The sequence below is a fragment of the Bradyrhizobium mercantei genome (assembly GCF_001982635.1).
Classification (GTDB): Bacteria; Pseudomonadota; Alphaproteobacteria; order Rhizobiales; family Xanthobacteraceae; genus Bradyrhizobium; species Bradyrhizobium mercantei.
Genome location: NZ_MKFI01000002.1, coordinates 227949 through 241999, shown reverse-complemented (window position 1 = coordinate 241999; position 14051 = coordinate 227949). Strand labels below are relative to the sequence as shown.

The window sequence follows — 14051 nt, the reverse complement described above, 5'->3', positions numbered from 1 at the left end:
CTTATGGTCACACTGGCTTTTCCGAGTCCCTGGATTCGTTGCCAGCGCGTAGGGGAAATTCCATGACCGATCTCGGTTCGCCGCCTCGTCCCCGTGCTGATACCCGCCGCGCCCAATCATCCAACGGAAGTCTCGACTCCTCGCACGATCTGCTGCAATCGCTGCAGGCGATGCGCGCCGGCGACTTTTCGGTCCGGATGCGCGGCGATTATCTCGGCATCGACGGCAAGATCGCGGACGCCTTCAACGAAATCGCAGCTGCCAACGAGCGCATGGCGCAGCAATTGGAGCGCGTCGGACAGGTCGTCGGCCGTGAGGGACAGACCCGCCAGCGCGTCAATTTCGGCCTCGCCAGCGGCGCCTGGGCCGACATGGAGAGCTCGGTCAACACCCTGATCGACGATCTGCTGTGGCCGACTCGCGAGGTGACCCGCGCGGTCGCCGCGGTGGCACAGGGCGACCTGCTGCAGACGGTGCAGCTCGATGTCGAAGGCAGGCCACTGCGCGGCGAATTCCTGCAGTCGGCAAACATCGTCAACACGATGATCAAGCAGCTCTCGGTGTTCACCTCCGAGGTCACCCGCGTCGCCCGCGAAGTCGGCACCGAGGGCAAGCTCGGCGGTCAGGCCCAGGTGCCGGAAGTGACCGGCGTCTGGAAGGACCTGACCGAGAGCGTCAACTCGATGGCCAACAATTTGACCGGCCAGGTCCGCAACATCGCCGAGGTGACGATCGCGGTCGCCAACGGCGACTTGTCGAAGAAGATCACGGTCGACGTCCGCGGCGAGATCCTGCAACTGAAGGAGGCCATCAACACGATGGTCGATCAGCTGCGTTCATTTGCCTCCGAAGTGACGCGCGTGGCGCGCGAGGTCGGCACCGACGGCAAGCTCGGCGGCCAGGCGATCGTGCCCGGCGTCGCCGGCACGTGGAAGGACCTGACCGACTCGGTGAACGCGATGTGCGGCAACCTGACCGCCCAAGTGCGCAACATCGCCAACGTGACCACGGCCGTGGCGCGCGGCGACTTGTCGCGCAAGATCACGGTCGACGTCAGCGGCGAGATCCTCGAGCTGAAGGACACCATCAACACGATGGTGGATCAGCTCAACTCGTTTGCCTCGGAAGTGACGCGCGTGGCGCGCGAAGTCGGCACCGAAGGCAAGCTCGGCGGCCAGGCCCAGGTGCCCGGCGTCGCCGGCACCTGGAAGGATCTGACCGACAACGTCAACTTCATGGCGTCGAATTTGACGGCGCAGGTCCGCAACATCGCCGACGTCGCGACCGCGATCGCCGGCGGCGATCTGTCGAAGAAGATCACGGTGAACGTGTCGGGCGAGATCCTTCAGCTGAAGGAAACGCTCAACACGATGGTCGACCAGCTCAACGCTTTCGCCTCGGAAGTGACGCGCGTGGCGCGCGAGGTCGGCACCGAAGGCAAGCTTGGCGGCCAGGCCAACGTGCTCGGCGTCGCCGGCACCTGGAAGGATCTGACCGACAACGTCAACTTCATGGCGTCGAACTTGACCGCACAGGTCCGCAATATCGCCGGGGTCACCACAGCGGTCGCCAATGGCGACCTGTCGAAGAAGATCACGGTCGACGTGCGCGGCGAAATTCTCGAGCTCAAGGACACCATCAACACGATGGTCGACCAGCTCAACGCCTTCGCCGGCGAGGTGACGCGCGTGGCGCGCGAGGTCGGCACCGAGGGCAAGCTCGGCGGCCAGGCCGAGGTGCGCGGCGTCGCCGGCACCTGGAAGGACCTGACCGACAGCGTCAACTCGATGGCCTCGAACCTGACGGCGCAGGTCCGCAACATCGCCGAGGTCGCGACTGCGGTGGCGAAGGGCGACCTGTCGAAGAAGATCACGGTGAACGTGTCGGGCGAAATCCTTCAGCTGAAGGAAACGCTCAACACGATGGTCGACCAGCTCAACGCCTTCGCCGGCGAAGTGACGCGCGTCGCGCGCGAGGTCGGCACCGACGGCAAGCTCGGCGGCCAGGCCGAGGTGCCCGGCGTCGCCGGCACCTGGAAGGACCTGACCGACTCCGTGAATTCGATGGCCGGCAATTTGACGGCGCAGGTCCGTAACATCGCCGAGGTGGCGACTGCGATCGCCGGCGGCGACCTGTCGCGCAAGATCACGGTCGACGTGCGCGGCGAGATCCTTCAGCTGAAGGAAACGCTGAACACGATGGTCGACCAGCTCAACCGCTTCGCGGGCGAGGTGACCCGCGTCGCGCGCGAGGTCGGCACCGACGGCAGCCTTGGCGGCCAGGCCAACGTGCCCGGCGTCGCCGGTACCTGGAAGGACCTGACCGACAACGTCAACTCGATGGCCGGCAATTTGACAGCGCAGGTCCGCAACATCGCGGAAGTGACGACCGCCGTGGCGCGCGGCGACCTGTCGCGCAAGATCACGGTTGACGTGAAGGGCGAAATCCTCGAGCTGAAGAACACCATCAACACGATGGTGGACCAGCTCAACGCCTTCGCCGGCGAGGTGACGCGCGTGGCCCGCGAGGTCGGCACCGAAGGCAAGCTCGGCGGCCAGGCCGAGGTGCCCGGCGTCGCCGGCACCTGGAAGGACCTCACCGACAACGTCAACTTCATGGCGTCGAACCTGACCGCCCAGGTCCGCAACATCGCTGAGGTCGCGAGCGCGATCGCCGGCGGCGACCTGTCGAAGAAGATCACGGTGGACGTGCGCGGCGAGATCCTGCTGCTCAAGGACACCCTGAATACGATGGTCGAGCAGCTGCGCTCGTTCGCCGCCGAAGTGACGCGCGTGGCACGCGAGGTCGGCACCGAGGGCCGGCTGGGCGGCCAGGCTGTGGTGCCCGGCGTCGGCGGCACGTGGAAGGACCTGACCGACAACGTCAACCTGTTGGCCGCGAACCTGACCACCCAGGTCCGCAACATCGCCGAAGTCACCACCGCCGTGGCGCGCGGCGACCTGTCGCGCAAGATCACGGTCGACGTGAAGGGCGAGATCCTCGAGCTGAAGAACACCATCAACACGATGGTGGACCAGCTCAACGCCTTCGCCGGCGAGGTAACGCGTGTGGCGCGCGAAGTGGGCACCGAAGGCAAGCTCGGCGGCCAGGCCGAGGTGCGTGGCGTCGCCGGCACCTGGAAGGACCTCACCGACACCGTCAACGTCATGGCGGCGAACCTGACCGAGCAGGTGCGCGGCATCGTCAAGGTGGTGACCGCGGTCGCCAACGGCGACCTGAAGCAAAATCTCACGGTGAAGTCGAAGGGCGAAGTGGCCGCGCTCGCCGACACCATCAACAACATGACGGAGACGCTTGCGACCTTTGCCGAACAGGTCACCAGCGTGGCGCGCGAGGTCGGCGTCGAGGGGCGATTGGGCGGTCAGGCCAACGTGCCCGGCACCGCCGGCACCTGGAAGGACCTCACGGGCAACGTCAATCTGCTGGCGGCCAACCTGACCTCGCAGGTGCGCGCGATCGCGGAAGTCGCGACTGCGGTGACCAAGGGCGACCTGACGCGCTCGATCCAGGTTGACGTGCGCGGCGAGGTCGCGGAGCTCAAGGACAACATCAACACGATGATCGGCAACCTCCGTCTCACGACGGAGCGCAACACCGAGCAGGACTGGCTGAAGACCAACCTGGCGCGCTTCACCAACATGTTGCAGGGCCAGCGCGACCTCGCGACCGTCGGCCGTTTGCTGCTGACGGAGCTTGCGCCGCTGATCAACGCGCATATGGGCGTGATCTACCAGGTCGACAATCCCGAGAATGCGCAGCTGCGTCTGCTGTCGGCCTATGCCAGCGACAGCAGCAATCCGCATCCGCAGATCGTCCAGTTCGGGGAGGGATTGATCGGGCAGTGCGCACTCGACAAGCGCCAGCGCCTGGTCTCGGACATTCCCGGCGATGCGGTGCCGATCAATTCGGCGCTGATGCGGATCATGCCGAAGAACCTGGTGGTCTTCCCGGTGCAGTTCGAGAACCAGGTCAAGGCGGTGATCGAATTGTCCTCGGTCTCGTCGTTCACGACCTCGCAGATCACCTTCCTCGAACAGCTCACCGACAGCATCGGCATCGTGCTCAACAGCATCGAGGCGACGATGCAGACCGAGGCGCTGCTGAAACAGTCGCAACAGCTCGCCGGCGAGTTGCAGACCCAGCAGAAGGAATTGCAGCAGACCAACGACCAGCTCGAGCAGAAGGCCCAGCAGCTCGCCGAACGCAACGTCGACGTCGAGCGCAAGAACCAGGAAATCGAGCAGGCCCGACGCGCGCTGGAAGAGAAGGCGACCGAACTGTCGCTGACCTCGAAGTACAAGTCCGAATTCCTCGCCAACATGTCGCACGAGCTGCGGACGCCGCTGAACTCGATCCTGATCCTGGGTCAGCAGCTCACCGAGAATCCGGACGGCAATCTCACCGGCAAGCAGGTCGAGTTCGCACGCACCATTCACGGCGCCGGCACCGATCTGTTGAACCTGATCAGTGACATTCTTGATCTGTCCAAGATCGAATCCGGCACGGTGACGGTCGAGGCCGAGGAAATCCTGACATCGAGCCTGCTCGAGACCGTCGGACGGCCGTTCCGGCACGAGGCGGAGAACCGGCATCTCACCTTCAGCATCGATGTCGATGCCAACCTTGCGCGCAGCATGGTCACCGACTCGAAGCGGCTGCAGCAGGTGCTGAAGAACCTGCTGTCGAATGCATTCAAGTTCACCGCGGACGGCGGCGTGAGTTTGACGGTATCGGCCGCGCTCGGCGGCTGGAGCGCGGAGCATCCGATCCTCAATGCCGCACCCGCGGTCGTGGCGTTCGAAGTGTCGGATACCGGCATCGGCATTCCCCAGGACAAGCAGAAGCTGATCTTCGAGGCGTTCCAGCAAGCCGACGCCGGCACCAGCCGCAAATATGGCGGCACCGGTCTGGGCCTCGCCATCAGCCGTGAGCTGGCGGGCCTGCTCGGCGGCGAGATCCATCTGCGCAGCGCGCCAAGCAAGGGTTCGACCTTCACGCTCTATCTGCCGTTGAAATATGCCGGGCCGTCGGTGGCATTGCGCCCGCAGGCCCAGCCGATCGCGATGCCGCACACGGTGGCACCGTCGTTGCAAGCCTCGGGCACGCAGGAGCGCGTAATCGAGCAGCTGCCGGACGACCGGCTCAATCTCGAGCCCGGCGACACCATCCTGCTCATCGTCGAGGACGACCCGCATTATGCACGGGTGCTGATCGATCTGGCGCGCGACAAGGGATTTAAGGTCCTGGTCGCAAGCCGCGGCGCCGAGGCGCTTGATCTCGCCAAGCAGTTCCAGCCGAGCGCGGTCTCGCTCGACGTCTTCCTGCCGGACATGCTGGGCTGGACCGTGCTGAGCCAGCTCAAGCACAATCCGCTGACCCGTCACATCCCGGTGCAGATCATTACGCTCGACGAGGATCGGCAACACGCACTCGCGCGCGGCGCGTTCTCCTTCGTCAACAAGCCGACCACGACCGAAGGCGTCAGTGCGGCGCTGTCGCAGATCAAGGAATATGCAAGGCCGCGTCGCAAGCGCCTCCTGATCGTGGAGGACAATGCGGCGGAACAACTCAGCATCACCGAGTTGCTCGGGCACGAGGATATCGAGATCGTGACCAGCGGTACCGGGGCAGGGGCGCTGTCGACGCTGCGCGAAAATCCCTGCGACTGCGTCGTGCTCGATTTGCGCCTGCCCGACATGAGCGGTTTCGAGGTGCTGGATCAGATCCGCAAGGACGAGACGCTCTCCAATATTCCCGTTGTCGTGTTTACGGGGCGGGAACTTTCGGCGGAGGAAGACGCGGAACTGCACACGATGGCCCGCAGCATTGTCGTCAAAGGCGTGGAGTCGCCCGAACGCCTGCTCGACGAAACGTCACTGTTCCTGCACCGTGTGATCACGGAATTGCCCGTCGAAAAACAGAGGATGCTGGAGAAGCTCAATAGTTCCGATGAGGATCTGATTGGTAAGACCGCGCTGCTGGTCGACGACGACGCTCGCAACATCTTCGCGCTGTCGAGCGTGCTGGAGCGGCGAGGTATGAAGGTGTTGACTGCGACAACGGGTCACGAGGCGATCTCGCTGGTCGAGTCCAATCCGAAGATCGCGATCGTGCTGATGGACATCATGATGCCGCAGATGGACGGTTACCAGACCATCGGCGCCATCCGGCAAAATCCCGCCTTTGCGCGGCTGCCGATCATCGCGCTGACAGCGAAAGCGATGAAAGGCGACCGCGAGAAATGCCTGGAAGCAGGCGCGTCCGACTATCTGGCGAAACCCGTGAATACAGAGCAACTGCTGCTGGCGATCCGCATGTGGCTGCACCGCTGATCGGCGATCGAACATGATGGACCACGAAAAGGTAAACATCCTTCTGGTCGACGACCAGCCGGCTAAGCTGCTGGCCTATGAGGTCATCCTGAAGGAGCTCGGTGAAACGCTCGTCGCGGCATCGTCGGGCCGCGAGGCGCTCGAGTTCCTGCTCAAGAACGAAGTCGCGGTCATCCTGGTCGACGTCTGCATGCCCGAGCTCGACGGCTTCGAGCTCGCGGCGATGATCCGGGAGCATCCGCGCTTCCAAAAGACCGCGATGATCTTCATCTCGGCCATTCAAGTCAGCGACATCGACCGGCTGCGCGGCTATGAGATGGGCGCGGTCGACTACGTCCCGGTGCCGGTCGTCCCGGAAGTGTTGCGCGCAAAGATCCGCGTGTTCGCCGAGCTCTACCGCAAGACACGGCAGCTCGAACGCCTCAATGCCGAGCTCGAGGACCGGGTGCGCGCCCGCACCGCCGAGCTCGAGCAGTCGACGACGCGGCTGGTCGAGAGCGAGGCGCGCCGCAGCATGGCGATTGCCGCGGGCAAGATGGGCTCGTGGGATTGGGATTGGGTCAACGGCGACTGGATGTGGGACGAGGGGCAGTACAAGATCTTCGGCGTCGACCCGAAATCCTTCGCGCTGACTTCAGACAATATCCAGGCGCTGTTTCACCCTGATGATGTCGAGCAACTCCGGCAGGGCTGGACCGGCTTCGGCAACGGCCACACATCTTATGAGGCCGAATTCCGCGTCGTCCGGCCGGACGGCGAGATCCGCTGGTGCGTCGGCACGGCCGCCGCCACCAGCGACAGGAACGGCAGGGTGGTGCGGGTCAGCGGCGTCACCGTCGACATCACCGATCGCAAGAAGGCCGAGGAGCGGCAGAGTCTCCTGACCCGCGAGGTCGATCATCGCGCCAAGAATGCGCTCGCACTCGCGCAATCGATCGTGCGGCTGACGCGTGCGCAGAACGTCACTGCTTATGTGCGGGCGGTCGAGGGCCGCATCACGGCGCTGGCGCGCGTCCACACCGTGCTGTCGCTGTCGAGCTGGCAGGGCGCGGAAATCCGGCGGCTGGTGACCGAGGAGATCGCGCCGTATTCCGAGGCCGGGCAGATCCAGATTGAGGGCGCGGAGGTGCAGTTGCAGCCCGCGACCGCGCAGACGCTGGCACTGGCGCTGCATGAGCTCGTCACCAACTCGGCCAAATACGGCAGCCTGTCGGTACTGCCGGGCCGGCTCGCCATCACCTGGGAAGTACAGGACGACGCGTTGATCCTGGCCTGGGTGGAATCCGGCGGGCCTCCGGTGACCAAGCCGAAGCAGAAGGGTTTTGGTACCCGTAGCGTCATCGCCAGCATCGAGACCCAGCTCGGCGGCCAGGCCGATTTCGATTGGCGCGCCGAGGGCCTGATCTGCCGGCTCACGGTTCCTCTCAAGGCGCTGGTTGGAGAAGCCGCGGCCTATCGCGACCTGTCGGCGGCGGCCGAGCGCAAGCCGATGGTCAGTTCCAGGGTTTGATCCGGCGCAGATCGATCATCGGGCCCTCGATCCGACACGCAGCGCCTCCAACGACAACGAGGCAGACGACATTGTGACCGCGGCCGGCGGTCGAACCGCGCTATGAACTCTGCAACTGACAGGGACATCGCGCGAGGAGCATATGCCCAAGACAAATCTGGCCGGCGCAGGTCTGTCGGTTATCCTCCTCGCAGCGATCGGCATCACGGGCGCTGCGGCCGAGCCGGTCCTGAAAGGCACGGAAGCGTTCGGCGACTGGCAGCGCGACAGACCGGGCACGGTGCGTCTGATCACACCGCAAGACCTGCCGAAGCCGGGGGCGACGGCCTCCAGCAGCAATTCATCGCGCGTCGTGCAGCGACCCGCCTCCGTAGTGCCGCAGGTGCCGGCGGGGTTCAAGATCGAGCTGTTCGCGAGCGGATTGAGCGGACCGCGGATCATCCGGACCGCTCCCAATGGCGACATCATCGTCGTGGAAACCGGCCCCGGCCGCATCCGCGTCCTGCGCGGCGCCGGTGGTGCCAAGGGTTTTGCCAATGAAATCTACGCAACCGGACTAAATCGGCCGTTCGGCGTCGCGTTCTTCCCGAGCGGCGATAATCCGCAATGGCTCTATGTCGCCAACACAGACAGCGTCGTGCGCTTTGCCTACAGCAACGGCGATCTCAAGGCACAGGGAAAGCCTGAGACGATCGTCGCCAACCTGCCGCACGGCTACGGCCATTCGACCCGCGACATCGTGTTCACACCGGACAACAAGCGGATGCTGGTGTCGGTCGGCTCCGCCGGCAACGCAGGCGAGGGGCTGGGCCAGCCGCCCGGTGGCATCGAGGCATGGAGCCGCGACCATGCGCTTGGCGCAGCCTGGGGAGCCGAGACCGATCGCGCCGCCGTGCTCGCCTTCGATCCCGACGGCAAGAACCAGAAGCTGTTCGCCACCGGGATCCGCAACTGCGTGGGGCTTGCGATCCAGCCCGGTAGCGGCACGCCGTGGTGTTCGACCAACGAGCGCGACGGCCGCGGCGACAACCTCGTGCCTGACTATGTGACGCGGATTCGCGAAGGCGCGTTCTACGGCTGGCCCTGGTACTATATCGGCGCCAACGAAGACCCAGCGCATGCCGGCGAGCGGCCCGATCTGAAGGACAAGGTGACGGTCCCCGACGTGCTGTTGCAGGCGCACTCTGCCTCGCTCGGCCTGACCTTCTACACCGGCAGCAGTTTTCCGGCGGAGTATCGCGGCGATGCCTTTGCCGCCGAACATGGCTCCTGGAATCGGTCGAAGCGCACCGGCTACAAGGTCATTCGCATCAGGTTGAGGGACGGCGTGCCGACCGGCGAGTACGAGGACTTCGTCACCGGCTTTGTCCTCGGTGACAACGAGGTCTGGGGCCGTCCGGTCGGCGTAACCGTGGCGCGCGACGGCGCGCTGCTGGTCTCCGAAGACGGCAACGGCACGATCTGGCGCGTCAGCCGCGACTAACCGCTCGATCGGCTGCCGCTATCCGAGTCCATCCTTGAGGCCGTATTCCTCGTAGATCGTGAGGGGGTCGGTATCCGGAAACAACCGGCACTTGGCTTGCGCGAGGTGTAGCGTGACGGCGCCGGCCTCGCATCGCGCGGTGAGGATTTTCCGGACATCCTCCATATGCGCGCGCGGCTGGTGCTTCGACGGCAATTGTTCGAGCGCGACCAGCGCCGTGGCCAGGGCCTCGGTGAGCACCCAATCGTCGTGTCCGGTAATTCCCTTTCGCGGCATCGCCACATCCTCCGTACCACCGGCTGCGACATTGTAACGCGAGAAGGGTGGGGGCTGTCATCAGCCAACATGGGCAGGGCAAGCAGGGAACTGGTTCGCGCTGCCTGCCACGATGCGCCGCGGGGAACCAGCATGGCAGCGCGTGGGCGCAATGATTAGAACCTCAAGTCTCGCTTCTTCGTCGCCAGCCGGTCCGCCCGAATGTTCACCCCCTATCTCTCAGCCTGGAGCCTCGTCCCCGACGGCGACCCGATCGTGACGCACGCCGCGCGGTTACTGCCGGTGCGGCGGCACGGCGAGCCGGCCATGCTCAAGGTCTCGCACGAGCCGGACGAACGCCTCGGCGCGGTCGTGATGGCGTGGTGGGACGGAGACGGCGCGGCGCGCGTCCTTGCCCGTGACGGCGATGCACTCCTGCTCGAAAGGGCAACGGGACCGGCCTCGCTCAGCGAGATGGCGCGCACCGGCAGGGACGATGAGGCCTGCCGAATCCTCTGTGCAACGGCCGATCGGCTGCACGCCCGGCGCGCGAAACCGCAGCCGGAGTTGACGCCACTCAAGGACTGGTTTCGCGAGCTCTGGCCGGCGGCGAGGGCGCATGGCGGCATCTTGAATCGGTCGGCGGAGATTGCCGAAGCGTTGCTCGGCGATCAGCGCGAGATCGTGGTGCTGCATGGCGATCTGCACCATGACAATGTGCTCGACTTCGGCACGCGCGGCTGGCTCGCGATCGATCCAAAGCATCTCGTCGGCGAGCGTGGCTTCGACTTCGCCAACATCTTCACCAATCCGGATCTCGCGGATCCGACACGGCCGGTCGCAACCGAACCCGGACGCTTTGCGCGACGTCTGGACATTGTCGTAGAAGCAGCGCGGCTCGATCGCCGGCGCCTGCTGTCATGGATCGTCGCCTGGACCGGCTTGTCGGCAGCATGGTTTCTCGGCGATGGTGATCCGCTCGCCGAAATCGACCTGCAGATTGCAAGGCTTGCCGCGGCCGAACTCGACCGGATGGCGTAGGGCGCGCAGCGACTAGGCCGCCGCGGCACTGGCTCCGCTCAGCGACACACTCAGGATTCGCCACTTCGATATGTCGAAGAAGTAGGCGGCCTTGATGCGCGCGGAGGCGGGATCCGGCGCCTGAATCGCCGTGTGGAATTGCCGCGTCCCATCGCTCAGCGAAATCCGGAATGTCTGCATTGATCGAACCTCCACGCGGCCGATGCTGCGGCAAGGAGGGTTAACATCCGGTTGCGGCCGACGACGTAGGCGGCAGGCGTGTTCTCACTCAGGTGCAATCGAAGGTAGCCGCACCATCGTGTCTTCCGCGCCAACGACGCGTCCATCCTGCGCGCGCAGCTCGAGCCGCCGCACCGGCAATCCGTTCTTGCGATCAACCAGGAGCACATGCGCCTCGTCGGGTTCGAAGAAGAAATCCTCACCCCATTGCCGGAGCGCAACGAGGAGCGGGAACAGGCCGCGTCCCTTTTCGGTCAGCACATATTCCTGGTAGGGGCTGCCGTCGGCTGCGAGCACCGTCTCCATGATGCCGTGCGCCAGCAGATTGCGGAGCCGGGCCGACAGGATGTTCTTGGCTAGCCCGAGGCTCTTCTGAAACTCGCCGAACCGGCGCAGCCCCTCGAACGCATCGCGGACGATCAGCAGCGACCACCAGTCGCCGATCGCATCCAGCGGCCGGGCCACGCCGCACATCGAGTCCCTGTGGCTCACTCTCTTGGCCATCGCGATTCGCCTGGCGCTCCTGATCTCGCGTGTCGATCGATGGTGCGCGTAGGGGCACCACCATGTGAGCCCGATATACCGGTTGCAAAGTAAAACCTCAAGCGATACACAGCGGTTTCAACTTAAAACCATGCGAGGACTACCATGATCCAGGCCGACGCCACGTTCGACGGCACTTTTCCATTCGCGCCGCATTTCAGCGCGGCTCCCGGCTTCCGGATGCACTACGTCGACGAAGGTCCACGCGACGGCGAGGTGGTGCTTTGCCTGCACGGCGAACCGACCTGGGGCTATCTGTTCCGCCACCTGGTACCGGTGCTGAGCGCGACGCACCGCGTGGTCGTTCCGGACCACATGGGCTTCGGCAAGAGCGCGACGCCGGCGCAGCGCAGCGATTGGCTGCAGGACCATGTCGACAATCTCGAAGCGCTGGTCCTTGCGCTCGATCTCAGCAACATCACCCTCATCATGCATGATTTCGGCGGTCCGGTCGGCATGGGCTTCGCGGCCCGCCATCCGGAGCGTATCCGCCGCATCATCTCGGCCAACGGGCCGACGCCGTTCGGGCAAAGCGACCTGTTCGAGCGCGTCACGGCCAATGCGCTGGCGTCGCCCTGGTTTCAATGGATCGCCAAGGCCGACGCGCGCAGCGAACTCGAGCCGGTTCTCGGGCAACTCGGCTTCAACATCCTGAGCACACTCAAGCTCAACGGCTTCGAGAACAACGCCGTCATCACCGACGCCTGGCTCGCGGCTTACGGAGCGCCCTTCGCGCGTCCGGCCGACTGCCTTGGCGCGATCGGATGGGCCAAGGGCTTTGCCACCGGTGCACATGCATTCGCGACGCCCGATCCCGCTGCCGACCGCTTGATCCGCGGCAAGCCGGCGCTCGCGATCTGGGGCGAAGCGGACCGCACGCTGCGTGCAGAGCATTTCCTGCCGCTGTTTTCCGCGATCTTTCCGGCCGCACCGGTCAGGCGCCTTGCCGGCGTCGGGCATTACTGCTTCGAAGATGCGCCCGAGCAAATCGGTGGCCTGATCGCGGAGTTCGTCCGGCAGACCTGAGCGCGTGTTCGATCGAACGCTGCGAGCAGAGCACGCCGGGGTTCGGCCCTGCGCACATCACATCGTGCATTCCGCCGAGATCGCTGCGTCGAGTGCCGGTACCCAGGCTCTGTAGGCGGCTGCGGTGAAGTGAATGCCGTCGGCCATCTTCGCGCCAGGCGGCAAATGCGGGTCGATAAACCGAATGCCGCCCGCAACTGCGGCGGCTTCGATCGCCTGATTGGTTGCTGCGTCGGCTGCGACGGCGATCGCCACCAGTGGCCGGGTCGACAGCGGCTTCACGGTCTCGATGAGATCGGCGAAATCGCGCTGCGCCGTTGGCGATCGCGCGTCGTTCGCGCCCACCGCTAGGACGAGCAGGAACGCGCCTTGGTCGTCCAGCAGGCGCCGGGCGAGTTGCTTGGCCTCGCGGATGGTCTGGCCGCCGACGCCGGCGTTGATTACCGGACGCCCGCAGAGCTGCCGCGGCAGCGGAGCCATTTCGGTGATGCTGTCGCCAAGCACGACAATCGGGGCAGATGCGTCGGCGAGCGCGGCACGTATCATGAATTCGCGCACCGCTGCATGATCGTGAAAGGCGTGCCTGGACACTTCACCGAAGCGGTCGCGCATCCTTTGCAGCTCAGTGAAGGAAGCGACAAAGCCAATCAGGAAAGTGACGGCCAAAACCCAAGGTAGTGCACGACGCATTGCTCGCCAGAGGTAGCATCGCGGCTCCGGCCAGAGCAATACTCGGAAACAATCACATCGTGCCGCAGCGATCACATTCTGCGGAACGCACGTCACGAGAGGTGATGGGATACGGCAGCGCGCAACCCGTTACCTCTGTTGCGCGCGACCGTTGGAAAGATGCCCGACCGGCGTTCACCGGCCGGGCTGCAAGCGCTCGACGATGGGTAGGCGAAGCGGGTCCGCAGCGAACCCGGATGCGCCTAGACACAAGGACAGCCATGGTCCTCGTAGAGCTCATCGGCAGTTTCAGCCGGCACGATTGAGCCGCTAGCTGCCTCCGACCGTTTCGCAGGCTGACTGGATGTGCTCTGGAACGGACAGGGGCCAGTCGAACCAATCTGCGAGTCGGAGAAATACGTTAAGGTCTGGTCGATCCAGGGTCCGTTGCCGGTGCCGAACGGCGACCAGGTCCAGTACGACCATCCGAACAGCGCGCCGTTGCAACAGCCCTCGTAGCTGCGACGGAAGGGCGACCAGCTGAACCTGGTGCGCCAGGGACGGAAGTCATACTGGTATTTCACTTCCGTCTTCGTCTTCTTGCAGGGGTAGGGGATGAAGCCCCACTTCCAGCACACACCCCAGTAACTCACCGTAATCGTCTCTCGCATTCCGCAGGCCATGGCATTCCCTCCTGGTTTGAGAAGAGACCCCTTGGTCTCCCATGCCCTGCATCCTGAAGCTTTCCATTGCCCAGCGCCGTGACGAGCATCACTCAGGCGCCGCAACCTCCGGTGCGGAGATTGGCGCTGACTGACTCGATGGGTTTGTAGGTGTCGGGGGCTGCCGGCTCGTTGGGCTGGCGCCCCCAACATCTGGCGGAAGGGGTATCCTGTCAACTCCACTGAGTTAGCTGGGATTTTTCGAACCGTGCCTTCTAATTGCTACGGTT

The 14051-nt window shown here is 64.7% G+C and carries 10 protein-coding genes; 5 read left to right on the top strand and 5 right to left on the bottom strand.

The window, feature by feature from the left end; translation table 11 throughout:
- Positions 1 to 62 precede the first annotated feature (62 nt).
- The 3 genes from BI327_RS08710 (at position 63) to BI327_RS08700 (ending at position 9346) form a co-directional block, all read left to right on the top strand.
- Complete coding sequence (locus BI327_RS08710) at positions 63 to 6353, top strand: HAMP domain-containing protein (RefSeq protein WP_076859649.1); 6291 nt, start codon at positions 63 to 65, stop codon at positions 6351 to 6353.
- Between the two features lie 16 nt (positions 6354 to 6369).
- Complete coding sequence (locus tag BI327_RS08705) at positions 6370 to 7863, top strand: HWE histidine kinase domain-containing protein (RefSeq protein ID WP_076860691.1); 1494 nt, start codon at positions 6370 to 6372, stop codon at positions 7861 to 7863.
- A 142-nt stretch (positions 7864 to 8005) separates the two neighbouring features.
- Entirely contained in the window at positions 8006 to 9346 is a 1341-nt protein-coding gene (locus BI327_RS08700) for a PQQ-dependent sugar dehydrogenase (protein WP_076859647.1), read from the top strand.
- An 18-nt stretch (positions 9347 to 9364) separates the two neighbouring features.
- Here BI327_RS08700 and BI327_RS08695 read toward each other — a convergent pair whose 3' ends face one another.
- Positions 9365 to 9622 carry a hypothetical protein gene (locus BI327_RS08695; protein WP_076859644.1) on the bottom strand — a complete coding sequence of 86 codons (258 nt, stop codon included), beginning with the start codon at positions 9620 to 9622 and terminating at the stop codon, positions 9365 to 9367.
- Between the two features lie 201 nt (positions 9623 to 9823).
- Between BI327_RS08695 and BI327_RS08690 the strand changes: the two genes are divergently transcribed.
- A complete protein-coding gene (locus BI327_RS08690; protein ID WP_076859642.1) occupies positions 9824 to 10642 on the top strand; it encodes an aminoglycoside phosphotransferase family protein in 819 nt (272 codons plus the stop codon).
- Positions 10643 to 10654: 12 nt separating this feature from the next.
- On the opposite strand, the gene BI327_RS42630 is transcribed toward BI327_RS08690, so the two are convergent.
- Together BI327_RS42630 and BI327_RS08685 are read right to left on the bottom strand one after the other, a co-directional pair.
- Complete coding sequence (locus tag BI327_RS42630) at positions 10655 to 10822, bottom strand: hypothetical protein (RefSeq protein ID WP_016847764.1); 168 nt, start codon at positions 10820 to 10822, stop codon at positions 10655 to 10657.
- A gap of 84 nt (positions 10823 to 10906) precedes the next feature.
- Positions 10907 to 11365 (bottom strand): winged helix-turn-helix transcriptional regulator, encoded by a 459-nt coding sequence (locus BI327_RS08685; RefSeq protein ID WP_083741994.1) that lies wholly within the window; start codon positions 11363 to 11365, stop codon positions 10907 to 10909.
- Between the two features lie 144 nt (positions 11366 to 11509).
- Here BI327_RS08685 and BI327_RS08680 point away from each other — a divergent pair, with 144 nt between their 5' ends.
- Complete coding sequence (locus tag BI327_RS08680; protein WP_076859637.1) at positions 11510 to 12430, top strand: alpha/beta fold hydrolase; 921 nt, start codon at positions 11510 to 11512, stop codon at positions 12428 to 12430.
- Between the two features lie 57 nt (positions 12431 to 12487).
- On the opposite strand, the gene BI327_RS08675 is transcribed toward BI327_RS08680, so the two are convergent.
- Positions 12488 to 13042 carry an SGNH/GDSL hydrolase family protein gene (locus BI327_RS08675; protein WP_159450421.1) on the bottom strand — a complete coding sequence of 185 codons (555 nt, stop codon included), beginning with the start codon at positions 13040 to 13042 and terminating at the stop codon, positions 12488 to 12490.
- Positions 13043 to 13362: 320 nt separating this feature from the next.
- Positions 13363 to 13752, bottom strand: a complete 390-nt coding sequence (locus BI327_RS08670) for a hypothetical protein (protein WP_143271560.1) — start codon at positions 13750 to 13752, stop codon at positions 13363 to 13365.
- Between the last annotated feature and the right edge of the window lie 299 nt (positions 13753 to 14051).